The following is a 15,797-nucleotide window of genomic DNA, read 5'->3' as shown; positions in this document are numbered from 1 at the left end:
CGGCCGTCGGAACAGGCCGTCGCAGACGTCGTCGTTGCGGTGCCGTGCTCAGGTCAGATCGAGGAGTACGAGTTCCTGCCGCGAGCCCACCCCGAGCTTCGGGTACGCCTTGTAGAGGTGGTGCTCCACCGTGCGCGGGCTGAGGAACAGCTGCGCGGCGATCTCCCGGCTGCTGCTGCCGTCCTTGGCGAGCCGCACCACCTGGAGCTCCTGCGGGGTCAGCCGGTCGATCAGGTTGTCGGCCAGCATCCGGGCCGTGACCAAGTGCTCCCCGGCGGCCTGGAGTTCGGCACCCGCCCGCCGCATCCAGGGCTCCGCCTGGAGCCGCTCGAAGGTGGCCAGCGCCGAACGCAGCACGCCACGGGCCTCGTTGCGCCGCCGGGCCCGCCGCAGCCACTCCCCGTACAGCAGCTCGGTACGGGCGCGCTCGAAGGGCCGGCCGCCCTTCTCGTGCAGGAGCAGCGCCCGGGTGAACTCCTCCGGGCGGTCGCTGAGGAGCGCCCGGCATCTGAGGGCCACCGCCTGCGCCCAGGGGGCTTCGGCCGCGCCGCTCCCGGCCGACGCCCAGTTCTCGAAGTGGCGCAGCGCCTCCTCGGCGCGCTCCGGTCTGCCGAGCCGGACGGCGGCCTCGACCTGGTCGGCGGCGGTGGAGAGGGAGAGCCAGGTGTACCGGTCGGGGCCGGGCGGCGGCGGGTCCAGCCGGGTGAGGGCCGCGTCGAAGTCGCCTAGGCCCAGGTCGAGGAGGACGCGTGCGCAGTCGACTCCGGTGCGCAGCGCGGCCGGTGTGGCGTCGGCCAGCTCGCGTACGCGCTGCGCGTCGCCCTCGATGGCGGCCACCCGGGCGCGCACCGCGCCGAGCCGGACCAGGCGCTGCCGCATCCCGGTGTCACGGGCGATCTCCTCCGCCTCGGTCACCGCCGCCTCGGCGTCCCGGTGGCGTCCGGCCAGGACCTGGTTCTGCGCCAGGATGTCGAGGGCGTACGGGAGTTCACCGATCAACGCCTGGGAGCGGCACCAGCGCACCTCCGCCGAGGCCAGGTCGAGCGCCGCCTCGTCGTCGCCGAGGATCGTGCCGCAGGTCAGCGTGAGCATCCGGACGGCCTGCTCGTCGGCCTCGCGGGTGTCGGGCGCGTCGAGGCGCCCGGCCAGGAACCGGGCGATCAGCGGCAGCCCGTGCCCGGCGTCGTCCTCGCAGAGCCGGTCGAGACCCTCGGCCAGCGGATCGGCGCACCCGCCCGCCGCGAGCCGGCCCGCCGCCGCGCGCACCGCGTCCGCGTCACCGGCCAGCCAGCCGTAGGCAGCGGCGGTACGGAGCAGCCCGGCCGTCTCCGCGGTGGCGGCGTCACCGACCCGGGCCAGCAGGCCGTGGGCCGCCTCGCTCTGGTCGCCCAGCTCGAAGACGACGGCCGCCCGCACCGAGGCGGCCTGGGCCCCGGCGGCCGGGTCGTCCGTGAGCGCGTCGGCCTCCTGGGCGAGCCGGTCCGCCTGCGCGGCGTGACCGGCGGTGAGGGCCAGCACGGCCGCTTCGGCCAGCCAGGAGGCGCGCTGGTGGTCGTCGGTGGTGATCCGGGCGGCGTGGCCGAACAGGCCGGAGGCCGCCGCGTACGCCGTACGGCCCCGGGCGCGCCCGGCGGCGGCGGCCAGCTCCAGGGCCACCTCCTGGTCGGGTCCGGTGGCCACGGCCAGCAGATGGCGGGCGCGGCAGTCCGGGTCCGCGGCGGCCTCGCCCAGCGCCCGGTGCACGGCGATCCGGCGGGCGAGCACCGATCCCTGGTACGTGGCCGAGGCGATCAGCGGATGCCGGAAGGTGACGGTGCCGTCCATGACGTACATCAGGCCCGCCCGCTCGGCCTCCTCCAGATCGCCGATCCCCACGCCGAGCAGCTCCGAGGCCCGCAGCAGCAGCGGCAGATCGCCCCGCCCCTCGGCCGCCGCGATGAGCATCATCAGCCGGGTGCGTTCGGGCAGTCTGCCGATCTGTGACCGAAAGGCCGAGAACACACGGTCCGCGACGGGCAGGGGGGCATGCTGGTGCGGCTGGTCACGCCGTGCGGCGTCGAACTCGATGAGGGCCAGCGGGTTCCCCGCGGACTCGGTGATGATCTGGGAGCGCAGGGCGGGGGCGCGGCCCCGGTCGGCCAGCAGGCGCGAGGAGTCCTCGAAGTTCAGCCGGGAGAGCTGGAGTTCCGGGATGCCGGGGGCGGTGAAGCCGTCGTCCCGGCCGGCCAGCACGATCGCCACACCCTCGGCGGCGAGCCGGCGGGCGGCGAAGAGCAGGGCCTCGGCGGTGGCCTGGTCCAGCCACTGGGCGTCGTCGACCAGGCACAGAAGGGGACCGTCCTCGGCGAGGTCGGCCAGGACGGTGAGGACCGCGAGCCCGGTCAGGAAGCGGTCGGGTCCCCGCTGCTCACCGCCGGTGCCGAGCACCGCGCGTAACGCGGCGGCCTGCGGCTCGGGCAGGGCGTTCAGCCGGTCCTGCACCGGCCACAGCAGCTGGACGAGGCCGCCGAAGGCCAGATCCGCTTCCGGCTCCACCCCGGTGACCCGTAAGATGCGCAGCTCTCGGCCGTCGGTCGCGTCGGCGGCGTCGGTCTGGGAAGCTGTCTCGGCGAGCCAGTCCAGCAGTGCGGTCTTGCCGATGCCCGCCTCGCCGCGCACCAGAAGAGCCCCGCTGCACCCGGCACGCGCCCCGGCCACCAGCTGAGCCAGCCGCTCCTGTTCGGTGGTTCGCCCGTACAGCACCGACGTCCCCCTCCACCCGCTCCAAGATCCGTCCGCACGCCCTCGGTATACGGTCCCATGGTACTTACCCGTGAATACGTACCGGGAGCAGTAGAGACTACGGATTCGAGGAGAGAGCGCCGTTCCTACCGTTGTGATCAGGACATCCCACCGATGATCACAACCCGATGGAGGACGCCATGGACGAGCTGTTCACGCCGCTGCGAGTGGGCAAGATGACCCTGCCGAACCGACTGGTGATGGCACCCATGACCCGCAGCCGCTCCGCCGACCGCTCCGTCAACGGGCTCACCGCCGAGTATTACGCCCAGCGCGCCGGGGCCGGGCTGATCATCACCGAGGGCACCCAGCCGAGCGTGATCGGCCAGGGTTACATCGACACCCCCGGACTGCACTCCCCCGAGCAGGCCGAGGCCTGGCGGGGCGTGACCGACGCGGTGCACGCCGCCGGCGGCCGGATCTTCGTCCAGCTCATGCACTCCGGCCGGGTGGGCCACCCCAGCCTCTACCCGGACGGCGCCCTTCCGGTCGCCCCCTCGGCCATCGCCACCGGCGGGCAGATGTACACCCCGACGGCATGGTCGACCACCCGGTGCCGCGCGAGATGACCCTGGAGGACATCGCGCGGACCGTGGAGGACTTCGTCTCCGCCGCCAAGCACGCGGTCGACGCCGGGTTCGACGGCGTGGAGCTGCACGGGGCCAACGGCTACCTCATCCAGCAGTTCCTGGCCGACGGCTCCAACCACCGCACCGATGTCTACGGCGGCTCGGTGGAGAACCGGGTGCGGTTCGCCGACGAGGTGGCGCGGGCCGTCAGCGACGCGATCGGCCCCGAGCGCGTCGGCATCCGGATCTCCCCCGGCTCCACCAGCGAGGGCGTCAGCGAGAGCGACCCGGCCGAGCTGTACCGCACGCTGATCCGCACCCTGGCCCCGTACAACCTCGCCTACGTCCACATCATGGAGTTCGGCCACCGCGCGGTCACCGAGCTGATCCGGGCCGAGTGGCCGGGCATGCTCATCCTCAACCCGCACAAGACGGGTACGGAGGCCTCGGTGACCCCCGAGGCGGCGCAGGAGGTCCTCCAGGACGACCTCGCCGACGCGGTCTCCCTCGCCTCCCTCTGGCTCGCCAACCCGGACCTGCCGCGCCGCATCCGGGCCGGCGGCCCGTACAACCAGGCCGACCCGTCCACGTTCTACGGCGGCGACCACCGCGGCTACACCGACTACCCGACGCTGTCCGCCTGACCCCGGCCGAGTGACCGCCCGGCACACCGGGCGGTGCCGGGCCGGGTCCGCCCCCGCGGAGCCCGCCCGGCCCGCCCCCCACCTCTGGAGAACCGATGAGTGAATCCCTCGCGGGCCCGGGCACCGCGCGTCCGGCGGACGCGGACCCATCCGGACCCGACACCCCGCGCATCCCCACCTACTGGCTGGGGCTGATGGCCGGACCGCTCTCGTTCGGCATCGCCGGACCCGCGCTGGTCCTGGACGACATCGCCCGCGACCTGTCCACCACCACCGGAACCGTCACCTGGGGCGTCACCGCCTTCGGCTGGGGCATCGCGGTGGGCACCCCCCTGATGACCGGGCTGCTGCGCCACCGGGGCGCCCGGGCCGCGCTCAGCGCCTGCGGGGCGCTGGTCCTGCTCGGCGCGCTCCTGGTGCTGACCGTGCCGGCGCTGCCGGCCGTCATCATCGGCTGCGCGCTCCAGGCCCTCGGCACCGCGGGCCTCACCTCCATCGCGATGAGCTTGACGAACTCCGCCCGCTCCATGGGCTTCGTCACCGCCTCCCTCGCGGTGGTCGGCTCCACCGCGCCGCTGGTCGGCTCGCTGGCCAACGACGCCCTCAACTGGCAGGCGACCCTCGCCCTGCCCGCGCTCAGCCTGATCGCGCTGCTCGTCATCATCGGGCGGGTCTCCACCCGGCCGACCTCGACCGCCGCCTTCGACGGGCTCGGCGCGGTGCTGCTCACCGCCGTGGTCACGGCCCTGGTCTTCGTCCCGCACTACCCGCCGGTCGCCGGGGTCCTCTCCGTACTGACGATCGCGGCCCTGGTGTGGCATCTGCGGCGCAGGCCGCAGGGGTTCGTCCCGGCGGTGGTGGTACGCAGCCCCGTCTTCCTGATCTCCTCGGTGCTGGCGTTCCTGCTCGCGGCGGTCAACTTCGGGCTGATGTTCGCGGTGCCGGACGCGCTGTCGGACCACACGACGTGGTCCAGCGGCAAGATCGGCGTGGCGATGGTGTGGCCGCTGCTGCTGGGCGGTGCGCTCTCCTGGCTGGTGGTGGCCCTCTCGGCGAAGGTGGGCCGGCAGCCGGTCATCATCACCCTGGTCGCCCTGAGCGCCGCCGGGGTGCTGCTCGCCTCGGTGAGCACCGTCGCGATCCTGCTCCTGCTGGCGCAGGCCCTCGCCTCGATCGCGGCCGCCTCCGGACAGGGCGTCTTCGCGGTGCACTCCACCAAGGCGGTGCCCGACGAGGAACGCCCGGCGGCGATCGGGCTGTTCAACCTCTGCTATCTGCTCGGCGCGGCCTTCGGACCGGCGATCGTCTCGCTGCTCTAGGGCGGGAAGAGGTACGGCGAGGGCCCCGGCACCAGGTGCCGGGGCCCTCGCCGTGTCGCAGCGGGCGTTCCTCAGGAGGCGGGGCCGTCGTCCCCCCGGTGCAGGAACCCCAGGAGCAGCGAGACGTCCTCGTCCGTGAGGGTGAGGCCGAACTTCTCCCGCAGCGCGGCCACCACCTGCTCCGGGCCGAGCACCGCACGCTCGGTGCGCCCGTCCGGATGGTCGGTGATCAGGACGTCGTTGCGCAGCCGGTGCCGTACGGTCTCCGAACCCCGCTGCGCCACCAGCCGGTTGACGAACGGGGAGCCGGGCCGGGTGGAGCTGACGTAGTGGGCCGCCTGGTAGTCGACCTCGTACTGGCGCTCCGGCCGGAAGGCGTACAGATCCGTCCAGCCGCCCTCACGGGTCCGCGACCGCAGCACCCAGTGGTCGTCGTCGACGCCCAGTTCCCAGCTCCAGCCCGCCACGGTGGACCGGGCGCCCTCGCGCAGCGGGATCGGCTCGATGAGCCCGGCGTAGCCGTAGCCGGGGTCGGCCAGCCACACCGTCTCCGGCTCGTCCCCCGTCCTGACCAGCAGGGAGGTGTGCGAGCGGAAGCGGCGCCTGGTGTCGCCCTCCCGGATGCGCGAGAGCATCCGGATCACGGGGAAGCCGAAGCGGTCGAGTACGGCGGCGAACAGCAGGTTGTTCTCGTAGCAGTAGCCGCCGCGTCCGGAGCGGACCAGTTTCCGCTCCAGCTCGGCCATGTCGAGGGAGACCGTGCGGCCCACCGCGATGTCGACGTTCTCGAAACAGATGGTGCTCATGTGCGCCCGGTGCAGCTGCTGAAGGGTCTTCAGCGAGTCGTCCCGGGCGCCTTCGTAGCCGATCCGCAGCAGGTAGGCGTCGAGGTCGAGTCGGTCCGCTCCCCACTCGGGCGAGCGGTCGACGTCGACGGGCAGCCCGGTGGCGTACATCGGGTCATCACTCCTTCAGGGGGTCGGGGACAGCGGCGGGGTGGCGGGGCCGTGTCACGCCTCGACCCGGACCCCGTACTCGGTGACCCAGGTGTTGAACTCGACCAGCCGCTCCATCACCGCGCGCGTCCCCCAGAGCCCGCCGAGACCGGCGTACGACTCCAGCGGCTTGTCCAGCAGCCGCTGGATGCCCGCGGCCGGGACCAGCTCCAGCACCGGTGAGCCCTCGTGGAGCAGGGCGGCGACCTGGTCGCGCAGGGCCCGGACGTACTCCAGGTCCTGGGTGGAGGGGTAGGGGCTCTTCTTGCGGGTCAGCACCGACTCCGGGAGCACGTCGGCGACGGCCGCGCGCAGCAGGCTCTTCTCGCGCCCGTCGAAGTTCTTCATCTCCCACGGAACGTTGAAGACGTACTCGACGAGCCGGTGGTCGGTGAACGGGACCCGGACCTCCAGGCTGGCCGCCATGCTGATCCGGTCCTTCCGGTCCAGCAGGAAGTTCTCCCAGCGGGAGATGTTGAGGTAGACCAGCTCGCGCATGCGCTCCTCACGGCCGGACTCGCCCTCCAGCCGGGGCACCTCCGCCAGCGCCTCGGCGTACCGCGTCTTGACGTACTCCTCCAGACCGAGCCGGTCCCACAGCCCGATCTCCTTCATGGTGTCCAGCCCGCCGAGCCGTCGCCAGGCGTCGTACCAGGGGAACGTGTCCCCTTCGACGGCCTCCTTGTCGAAGAACCAGTTGTAGCCGCCGAACAGTTCGTCGGCGGTCTCCCCGGACAGGGCCACGGTCACCTGCCGCTTCAGCGCGGTGCACAGGTGGAGCAGCGAGTGCTCCATGTCGCCGGTGGAGATGGGGAGGTCCTGGCAGCGCAGAACGCGGGCGCGGATGGACTTGTCCAGGACGTCGGCGTTCTCCAGCTCCACGATGATGTGCTCGGCGCCGCAGTGCTCGGCGACCTCGACGGCGTACGGGGTGTCGGGGTCCTGCCAGATCCCGTTGCCGGCGAAGGCCTCGTCGTTGCCCTTGAAGTCGATCGAGAACGCCTTGACGCGCTCGGAGCGCCCCTGGTCCCGGAAGGCCTTGGCGGCCAGTGCGGTCAGCGCGCTGGAGTCCAGTCCGCCGGAGAGCAGGGTGCCCACGGGGACGTCCGCGATGAGCTGGCGCCGCACGATGTCGTCGAGGAGTTCACGGACCTGGGCGATGGTGGTGTCGAGGTCGTCGCCGTGCGGCCGGGCCGTCAGCTCCCAGTAGGCGCGGGCGGTGTGGCCGTCCTTGGTGAAGCGGACGACCGTGCCGGGGACCACCTCGTGCATGCCCTTGAAGACCGCGTGCCCGGGGGTGTTGATGATGGCGAAGATCTCCGCCAGGCCCTCGCGGTCCACGACAGCCTCGGCCTCCGGGTGGGCCAGGATCGCCTTCGCCTCGGAGCCGAAGAGGACCCCGTCGCGGGTCGGGTAGTAGAAGAGCGGCTTGACGCCCATCCGGTCCCGGACCAGCAGGAGTTCCTCGGTGCGCGGGTCCCAGATGGCCAGCGCGTACATCCCGTTGAGCCGCCGGGCGAAGTCCTCGCCCCACTGGAGGTAGGCGTGGAGCACCACCTCGGTGTCGCTGGAGGTGCGGAACTCATGGCCGAGCCCGCTCAACTCCTCCTTCAGCTCCAGGAAGTTGTATACCTCACCGGTGTAGACGACGGTCGGGAGCCCGTCGTCGGGCGCGGTGACGTGCATCGGCTGCCGGCCGCCCTCCAGGTCGATGACCGAGAGCCGGCAGTGGCCGAGCGCCACATGCGGGTCGGTCCACACCCCTTCGTCGTCCGGGCCCCGGCAGGCCATCGTGGCGGTCATGGCCTGGGCGGTGGCGCCCAGTCGGGTCAGATCGCGGTCGTAGCCGATCCAGCCTGCGAGTCCACACATAGTGCCTCGGTTCCTTTCCTCGTGTTCAGCCGTGTCAACAGCGCTGTGGGGAAGTCGGGCCGTGCGAATCAGGTACGGGGCACCCAGCCGGCCCGGTCCCAGTAGCGGAGCTGGCGTTCCTTGAAGGTGGTGGAGAGGCGGGCGACGTCCGGGCCGCCGACCACCATCGTGCTGGCGGTGCGGGGCGCGAACTCCGGCCACGCGGGGGCGTGCGGGGAGACCGGCCTGCCGTCGCGGGCGAAGGAGGCGACCAGGTCGATCAGGGTGTCGGAGACCTGGCGCTCCAGCGGGCCGTCGCCGTACGCGGGCTCGTTGACGGGCAGCGCGTGCGAGCCGAACAGGAACTTCGACGTCGCCTCGTGGGGAGTGCCGGAGTAGGGGGCCCGCACCGGCTGGGCGAACTCCATCAGGTACTGCGGCGACCGGCCCTGGCGGGCGTGCCGCTCGGCGAGCCGGATGATCTGGTAGCGGAAGAGCCCGTCGCCCCAGATCTCCGTCCAGAGCGACATCGGGTCCTGCGGCAGCCCGTCGGCCACGGTGGCCTTGCGGTAGAAGGCGATGGCCTGGTCGGCGTCGCGCAGGCCGACCCGGGCGCCGCCCTTGCGCAGCACCATGAAGACGGCCTCGCGCAGCTCGGCGTCGTCGGTGGGCAGCGGACCCGGGTAGGGGTAGCCGGGCCCGCCGGTGAAGAACGAGCCCTCGGTACGGGCGTACACCGGCATGATCGGTATCCGTGGGGTGGGCAGCTCATGGTCGTACCCGCGCATCCACTGCCCGTCGGGCACCGGCCCCCGGTACTCGCGCCAGCCGGTCACCGGCCGCTCGGACGGGTCGCCGGAGTACAGCGTCTCCCAGGCGGCCTTCAACTCCAGGCCCGATACGCCGCGCAGTCCGGCGACCGTGGTGCCGAGCCGGGAAGCGAGCAGCGCGTAGACCTCGCGGGACTCCTGGGGGGTGGTCGAACTCGCGGGATTCCAGACGTGCTTGACGCTGATGGGCACCGCGCGCCTGATCACCCCGCGGAGCTGCGGCAGCAGGCTGAGCTGCCAGGTGCTGGAGCCGCCGGCCGAGGTCCCGGCCAGCGTGATGTTGCCCGGATCGCCGCCGAAGGCAGCCGCGTTCGCCTGGACCCACCGCAGCAGCGCCGCCTGGTCCTGGAGGCCCCAGTTGGCGAAGGACGAGGTCCGCCGGTCGGTGAACTCCTCGTGAAGGCCCCAACCCAACAGCCCAAGGCGGTAGTTGAAGTTGATGACGACCATGTCCCCGCGCACGGCGGGCTTGGCGCCGTCGTAGTCGGGCTCGCTGCCCGCCCCGAGGAACCAGCCGCCGCCGTGGATGTAGACCACCACTGGGCGGCGGCCCGTGGTGCCCGGCGTCCAGACGTTGGCGTACAGGCAGTCCTCGCTGCTGTCCGGCAGGTAGTCGGTCTGCAACGCGGGCGCGCCGAAGGCGGTGGCGTCCCGTATCCCGTTCCACGGTTCGGGCGGCCGGGGGGAGGCGAAGCGCAGCGGTCCCACGGGCGGGGCCGCGTAGGGGACACCGCGGAAGACGGTGACGTCGTCGAGTCGCTGACCGGCGATACGGCCCGCGGTCGTACGGACCACCACCGATCCGGTACGGGGACGCGGGGCCCGGTGCGCGGCGGTCGCGGCCGCCGCGGGAACGGCCGGGCCGGCGGTCGCCGCGGCGGCCGCGGCAGCGGCGGCGGTGACCACGAACGTACGCCTGGGAAGGCCGGAACTGGTGCGTGATGTCATGAGGAGAGGTCTCCAGGGGCCTGGCGCCGATACGGAAGCAGCCGGTTCGGACGCGACCGGTACGGGCGTGGCCGGTAGGGCGCAGCCGGTACGGGCGTAGCCGGTGTGGACGCGACCGGTACGGACGCGGAGCAGGGGTCGGGAGCGGCCTCATGGTGCAACGCGTCCGTGATGTCCGCCCAGGGGTGCCCGGCTAGTCCGTCAGGTCCGGCCCGCTGGACGCGGGTAGACCTGATGGAATGCGCGTCACCTGACGAACTGCTTCCCCGCCGGTTGGCAGCCGCCCCGATCCGGCCCAGGATCGGCAGCCGGACCAGGGCGGGACGGCCGCCCCCTCCTGACCTGCGGGCTCGGGTCGTCCATGGAGTGAGCGGCGCGGGGAACCCCCGGGACGCCGCTCGACACCGACGACGCCCGCGACGGGCTTGCCGACGCCGCACCGACTCACACCCGACAGCGAGCGTTCCCCGCTCGCGCCATGCGACCGTGGAGGCACCAGTGGACAACGTCGTGTCCGAGATCCGGCTCAGGCCCGCACTCCAGCAGCCTGACTGGCCCGATGCCGAACACCTTGAGGACGTGCGCAGAACGCTGTCCGGCCGCCGGGCCCTCGTCCGGTACGAGGACGCCCAGGCCCTCCGGCAGATCCTCGCGCAGGTGGCCCGCGGCGAGGCGCAGGTGGTCCAGGCGGGCGACTGCGCCGAGGACCCCATGGAGTGCAGCGCCGGGTACGTGGCCCGCAAGGCGGCCGTACTCGACCTGCTCGCCGGGGCCATGAAGATGGCCTCGCACAAACCGATCGTGCGGATCGGCCGGATCGCCGGCCAGTTCGCGAAGCCGCGTTCCAACCCGCTGGAGCGGATCGGCGGAGTCGAACTCCCGGTCTACCGGGGCCATATGGTCAACAGCCCCGAACCGGCCCCCAAGGGCCGCGTGCCCGACCCGGCCCGGCTGCTCACCGGCTACGACGCGGCGGGCGAGATGATGGGGCACCTCGGCTGGCTCGCCACCCCCCGCGAGCGCACCCGGTCCATCGACCCGCCGGTGTGGACGAGCCACGAGGCGCTGCTCCTCGACTACGAGCTGCCGATGCTCCGCCGCGACGAGTCGGGCGCCTTATGGCTCGCCTCCACCCACCTGCCGTGGATCGGCGAGCGCACCCGCGCGCTGGACGGCGCCCATGTGGAGCTGTTCGCCGCCATCGCCAACCCCGTGGCCTGCAAGGTCGGCCCGTCCATGGCCGTCGCGGACCTGCTCGCCCTGTGCGAGCGCCTGGACCCCTCCCGCGAGGCCGGGCGGCTCACCCTGATCTCCCGGATGGGCGCGGACACCGTGGGCGAGCGGCTGCCCGCCCTGGTCGCGGCGGTCCGGGCCGCCGGGCACCCGGTGAGCTGGCTCTGCGACCCGATGCACGGCAACACCGTGACCACCGGCGAAGGGCTGAAGACCCGCTACCTGGAGCACGTGGAGCGGGAGGTGCGCGGCTTCCTCACCGCCGTCCGCTCGGCCGACGGCACCCCCGGAGGCATCCACCTGGAGACCACCCCCGACGACGTGACCGAGTGCGTGCGCAACGAGACCCGGGCGCACCAGGTCGGCGAGAAGTACACGAGCTTCTGCGACCCCCGGCTCACCGCCTCCCAGGCGGTGTCGGTCATCGCCGCCTGGCGCGACTGAGCCCGGGCCCCTCCCGCACGCACCAGCAGACACCCGTACATCCAGCACGCACCCCCGTACACCCCTCGTACGAAGGAGAGTTCAGGTGGAAGAGCAGACAGCACTGGTCACCGGGGCCGCCGGCGGCATCGGCGCGGCCGTGGTCCGGCTGCTCGCCGAGCAGGGCACGGCCGTGGCCGCGGTCGACCGCGACGCCGGCCGGCTCGCCGAGGAGGTCGACAAGCTCCGGGCGGAGTCCCTGCCCGTGACGGCCTTCCCGGTCGACGTGTCCGACAGCGCGGCGGTGGACGCCGTGGTGGCGGACGTGGAGGAGCGGCTGGGGCCGGTGCACCAGCTGGTCAACGCCGCCGGGGTGCTGCGGCTGGGGCCGGTCAGCGAGATCACCGACCAGGACTGGCGGGCCATGCTGGACGTCAACATCACCGGTGTCCTGAACGTGTCCCGCGCGGTCGTGAACCGGATGATCCCGCGCGAGCGGGGCGCCATCGTCACCGTCACCTCCAACGCGGCCGTCACCCCCCGGGCGGGGATGGCCGCCTACGCCGCCTCCAAGGCCGCCGCGACCCTCCTCATCAAGTCGCTCGGCCTGGAGGTGGCCCGGTACGGCATCCGCTGCAACACCGTGGCCCCCGGCTCCACCGACACCCCGATGCTCCGGTCGATGTGGCACGACCGGGCGGCCGAGCAGCACACCCTCGACGGCTCCCCGGCGGCGTACCGCGTCGGCATCCCGCTGCGCCGGATCGGCCGGCCCACCGATGTGGCGGAGGCGGTGGCGTTCCTGCTCTCCGACCGGGCCGCCCAGATCACCCTGCACGACCTGACCGTGGACGGCGGCGCCTCGCTGGGGGCCTGACCGGCCGGACACCGCCTCCCCGGGGGTGTCCGGCGACCCCGACCCACCTCTCCCGAAAGGATCAGGACCACCCATGGCCGGCATCGCCCCCATCCCGCCGTACCCGCTCCCGGACCGCGGCGACCTTCCCGACAACACCGCCCGCTGGAGCATCGACCCCGACCGGGCCGTCCTGCTCTTCCACGACATGCAGCGCTACTTCCTCCAGCCGCTGGCGCCCGAGCTGCGCGATCCGCTGCTGGTGAACGCGTCCCGGCTGCGGGCCTTCGCCGTCGCGGCCGGGATGCCGGTGGCGTACACCGCCCAGCCCGGCTCCATGACGCCCGAACAGCGCGGCCTGCTCAAGGACTTCTGGGGTCCGGGCATGCGCGCCGAGCCGGCCGACCGCGAGGTGGTCGACGAACTGGCCCCCGCACCGGAGGACTGGCTGCTGACCAAGTGGCGCTACAGCGCCTTCTTCCGCACCGACCTGCTGGAGCGGATGCGCGCGGCCGGCCGGGACCAGCTCGTGATCAGCGGGGTCTACGGGCATGTCGGGGTGCTGATGACCGCCGTCGAGTCCTTCACCCACGACATCGAGACCTTCCTGGTCGCCGACGCCGTCGCCGACTTCTCGCCGGAGCGGCACCGGATGACCGTGGAGTACGCCGCGCACCGCTGCGCCGTGGTGCTCACGACCAAGGAGGCGGTGGGCTGATGACCGATCTGCTCGGGCAGGTGCTGGCCCCCCACCCGCCGCCCTTCGCTCTGCTGTACCGCCCGGAGTCCACCGGCGAGGGCACCCTCGACGTGCTGGTCGGGGACGTGCACGCGTACGAGACCCTGGCGGACATCCCGCTCCCCTCGGACCCCGGTGGCTCCGGCCGGGAGCGCCACGACGCGCTCGTCCTCGTCCCGTACCGGCAGATCGCCGAGCGCGGCTTCATCGGCACCGAGGACGGCTCGCCGCTCCTGGCGATGACCGTCACCGGCCAGGAGACCCGGACGGTCGCCGAGGCGCTGCGCCGCATCCCGGACCTCCCGATCGCGCTCACCGACGGCGGCTTCGACACCGACGACGAGACGTACGCCGAGACCGTACGCCAGGTCGTCACCGAGGAGATCGGCACCGGCAAGGGCGCCAACTTCGTCATCAAGCGCTCCTACTCGGCGGACATCACCGACTACACCCCCGGCGCCGCGCTGACCTTCTTCCGGCGGCTGCTGGAGCGGGAGTCCGGCGCGTACTGGACGTTCGTCGTCCACACCGGCGAGCGCACCTTCGTCGGCGCCACCCCCGAGCGCCATGTCAGCCTCACCGGCGGCCTCGCCGTGATGAACCCCATCAGCGGTACGTACCGGTACGCGCCCGGCGGCCCGAGCCTGCCCGCGATGATGGAGTTCCTCGCGGACCGCAAGGAGATCGACGAGCTGTACATGGTCGTCGACGAGGAACTGAAGATGATGTCCCGGATCTGCCCGGACGGCGGCCGGGTCATCGGGCCGTTCCTCAAGGAGATGGCCCGCCTCGCCCACACCGAGTACTTCATCGAGGGGCACAGCGACCGCGACCCGCGCGACATCCTGCGCGAGACGATGTTCGCGCCGACCGTGACCGGCAGCCCGCTGGAGAGCGCCTGCCGCGTCATCAGCCAGTACGAGCCCGAGGGCCGCGGCTACTACAGCGGGGTGGTGGCCCTGCTGGGCCGCGACCAGGACGGCGGCCACGCGCTGGACTCCTCGATCCTGATCCGTACCGCCGACATCGATGCCACCGGCCGGCTGCGGATCGGCGTCGGCGCCACCCTCGTACGCCACTCCGACCCGATGTCCGAGGCGGCCGAGACCCGCGCCAAGGCGGCCGGTCTGCTCGCGGCGCTGGAGACCGGCGGTCAGGTCCGGCTCTCCGCCAACCCGGAGGTGCGGGCGGCGCTCGCCGAACGCAACTCCTCGCTGGCCGACTTCTGGCTCGCCCACGCGGGCGACCGGCACGCCCCTGACCCGTACCTCGCCGGGCGGCGGGTGCTGGTGGTCGACGCCGAGGACACGTTCACGTCGATGATCGCCCAGCAACTCGGCGCGGTGGGACTGTCGGTGACGGTGCGTCGGTTCGACGAGCCGTACGATCCGGCCGACCACGACCTCACGGTGATGGGCCCGGGCCCGGGCGACCCGCGGGACCTCACCGACCCGAAGATCACCCATCTCGACGCGACCGTGGGGAAGTTGCTGGAGACCCGTACGCCGTTCCTCGCCGTCTGCCTCAGCCACCAGGTGCTGAGCCGCCGGCTGGGGCTGCCGCTGATCCGCCGGGAGGTGCCCAACCAGGGCGTCCAGCGGGAGATCGACCTCTTCGGCCGGCGGGAACGGGTGGGCTTCTACAACACCTTCGCCGCGGTGTCGGAGGAGGACAAGACCGACTGCCCGGGCGTCGGCCCCGTCGAGGTCAGCCGCGACCCCGGGTCCGGCGAGGTGCACGGGCTGCGGGGGCCCTGGTTCGCCTCCACCCAGTTCCACGCCGAGTCGGTGCTCACCCGCGACGGGGTACACATCACCCGCAACCTGCTGACCGAACTGCTGCGGCGCACCGAAGGAGCGGCCCGATGACGAGCGACGACCCGGCCCTGGTCAACACCGAGCGTACGGAGGGCGATGCGCCCGTCCTCACCGTCTGGTCGGACATCGGCTGCCCCTGGGCGGCGCTGGCCCTGCACACCCTGCGGGCCGCCTCCGAGCGGCTGGAGCTGCCGGTCCTGGTCGACCACCGGGCCTTCCCGCTGGAGCTGTTCAACCGGGAGCCCACCCCGAAGTTCATCGTGGACGTGGAGCTCGCGGCCATCGCCGCCCGCCGCCCCGAGGTGGGCTGGCGGCGCTGGTCGGCCCCGGAGTGGACCTATCCCTCCAGCATCCTGCCCGCCCTGGAGGCCGTACAGGCGGCGAAGTCCCCGGCCGTGGGCGGGCTGCGCGCCTCCGACGAGCTGGACACCGCGCTGCGCCACGCCTTCTACCGCCAGAGCCGGTCGATCGGCGTGCACGCGGTGATCCTGGAGCTCGCGGAGGCGTGCGAGCACGTGGACGCGGAGGCGCTGGCGAAGGCGCTGCGCGCGGGGGAGGGCCGGGCGGAGGTGTACGGCCAGTGGGACATCGCCCAGGGACCCCAGGTGCAGGGCAGCCCGCACCTGTTCGCGCCGGGCGGGTACGCGGTGCACAACCCGGGGGTGCGGTGCCGCTGGACGGACGCGCCGGAGAACGGCGGCTTCCCGCTCTTCGAGGCGTACGAGGACGGGTGGGCGGAGGAGCTGCTGCGGCGGCTGCACGGCTGAACACACGGGTGCGCGGTGGCACTCC

The 15,797-nt window shown here is 72.9% G+C and carries 10 protein-coding genes and 1 pseudogene; 7 read left to right on the top strand and 4 right to left on the bottom strand.

The features are described 5' to 3' along the window. Window positions 1–48 precede the first annotated feature (48 nt). Window positions 49–2,742: a helix-turn-helix transcriptional regulator gene (locus D6270_RS15885; protein ID WP_109164816.1), complete on the bottom strand. Its 2,694-nt coding sequence runs from the start codon at window positions 2,740–2,742 to the stop codon at window positions 49–51. A gap of 179 nt (window positions 2,743–2,921) precedes the next feature. Between D6270_RS15885 and D6270_RS15880 the strand changes: the two are divergent. Both D6270_RS15880 and D6270_RS15875 read left to right on the top strand, forming a co-directional pair. Further along, a pseudogene (locus D6270_RS15880) lies at window positions 2,922–3,994 on the top strand (alkene reductase). Window positions 3,995–4,089: 95 nt separating this feature from the next. Then, on the top strand, window positions 4,090–5,313 hold the full coding sequence (locus tag D6270_RS15875) for an MFS transporter (protein WP_109164818.1): 1,224 nt from the start codon (window positions 4,090–4,092) through the stop codon (window positions 5,311–5,313). A 71-nt stretch (window positions 5,314–5,384) separates the two neighbouring features. Here D6270_RS15875 and D6270_RS15870 read toward each other — a convergent pair whose 3' ends face one another. The 3 genes from D6270_RS15870 to D6270_RS15860 all read right to left on the bottom strand — a co-directional run bounded on the left by D6270_RS15870 (window position 5,385) and on the right by D6270_RS15860 (window position 9,937). Beyond that, the gene (locus D6270_RS15870) at window positions 5,385–6,269 is read right to left on the bottom strand and encodes an arylamine N-acetyltransferase family protein (RefSeq protein ID WP_109164819.1); all 885 of its coding nucleotides are present in this window, start codon (window positions 6,267–6,269) and stop codon (window positions 5,385–5,387) included. A gap of 54 nt (window positions 6,270–6,323) precedes the next feature. Continuing rightward, entirely contained in the window at window positions 6,324–8,180 is a 1,857-nt protein-coding gene (gene asnB, locus D6270_RS15865; RefSeq protein ID WP_109164820.1) for an asparagine synthase (glutamine-hydrolyzing), read from the bottom strand. A 68-nt stretch (window positions 8,181–8,248) separates the two neighbouring features. After that, window positions 8,249–9,937: a carboxylesterase/lipase family protein gene (locus tag D6270_RS15860; RefSeq protein WP_109164821.1), complete on the bottom strand. Its 1,689-nt coding sequence runs from the start codon at window positions 9,935–9,937 to the stop codon at window positions 8,249–8,251. Between the two features lie 498 nt (window positions 9,938–10,435). On the opposite strand from D6270_RS15860, the gene D6270_RS15855 reads away from it, so the two are divergent. The 5 genes from D6270_RS15855 (at window position 10,436) to D6270_RS15835 (ending at window position 15,772) form a co-directional block, all read left to right on the top strand. Next, entirely contained in the window at window positions 10,436–11,614 is a 1,179-nt protein-coding gene (locus D6270_RS15855; protein ID WP_109164822.1) for a 3-deoxy-7-phosphoheptulonate synthase, read from the top strand. Window positions 11,615–11,699: 85 nt separating this feature from the next. After that, the gene (locus D6270_RS15850; protein ID WP_109164823.1) at window positions 11,700–12,470 is read left to right on the top strand and encodes a 2,3-dihydro-2,3-dihydroxybenzoate dehydrogenase; all 771 of its coding nucleotides are present in this window, start codon (window positions 11,700–11,702) and stop codon (window positions 12,468–12,470) included. A 73-nt stretch (window positions 12,471–12,543) separates the two neighbouring features. Continuing rightward, window positions 12,544–13,167, top strand: coding sequence for an isochorismatase family protein (locus D6270_RS15845; protein ID WP_109164824.1), 624 nt, complete (start codon window positions 12,544–12,546; stop codon window positions 13,165–13,167). Next, on the top strand, window positions 13,167–15,056 hold the full coding sequence (locus D6270_RS15840) for an anthranilate synthase family protein (RefSeq protein WP_109164825.1): 1,890 nt from the start codon (window positions 13,167–13,169) through the stop codon (window positions 15,054–15,056). Before D6270_RS15845 ends, D6270_RS15840 begins: the two co-directional genes overlap by 1 nt. After that, a complete protein-coding gene (locus tag D6270_RS15835) occupies window positions 15,053–15,772 on the top strand; it encodes a DsbA family oxidoreductase (RefSeq protein WP_109164826.1) in 720 nt (239 codons plus the stop codon). The genes D6270_RS15840 and D6270_RS15835 overlap by 4 nt, the downstream gene beginning before the upstream one ends. Window positions 15,773–15,797 lie beyond the last annotated feature (25 nt).

The organism is Streptomyces griseus subsp. griseus, assembly GCF_003610995.1.
In the GTDB taxonomy this organism is placed as follows: Bacteria; Actinomycetota; Actinomycetes; order Streptomycetales; family Streptomycetaceae; genus Streptomyces.
This window is presented reverse-complemented; position numbering and strand designations above follow the sequence as displayed.

Excerpts from the sequence above, each read along its gene's own strand:
- D6270_RS15860 (WP_109164821.1), bottom strand. The coding sequence starts at position 9,937 with ATGACATCACGCACCAGTTCCGGCCTTCCCAGGCGTACGTTCGTGGTC.
- D6270_RS15845 (WP_109164824.1), top strand. The coding sequence starts at position 12,544 with ATGGCCGGCATCGCCCCCATCCCGCCGTACCCGCTCCCGGACCGCGGC.
- D6270_RS15870 (WP_109164819.1), bottom strand. The coding sequence starts at position 6,269 with ATGTACGCCACCGGGCTGCCCGTCGACGTCGACCGCTCGCCCGAGTGG.
- asnB (WP_109164820.1), bottom strand. The coding sequence starts at position 8,180 with ATGTGTGGACTCGCAGGCTGGATCGGCTACGACCGCGATCTGACCCGA.
- D6270_RS15875 (WP_109164818.1), top strand. The coding sequence starts at position 4,090 with ATGAGTGAATCCCTCGCGGGCCCGGGCACCGCGCGTCCGGCGGACGCG.
- D6270_RS15835 (WP_109164826.1), top strand. The coding sequence starts at position 15,053 with ATGACGAGCGACGACCCGGCCCTGGTCAACACCGAGCGTACGGAGGGC.
- D6270_RS15840 (WP_109164825.1), top strand. The coding sequence starts at position 13,167 with ATGACCGATCTGCTCGGGCAGGTGCTGGCCCCCCACCCGCCGCCCTTC.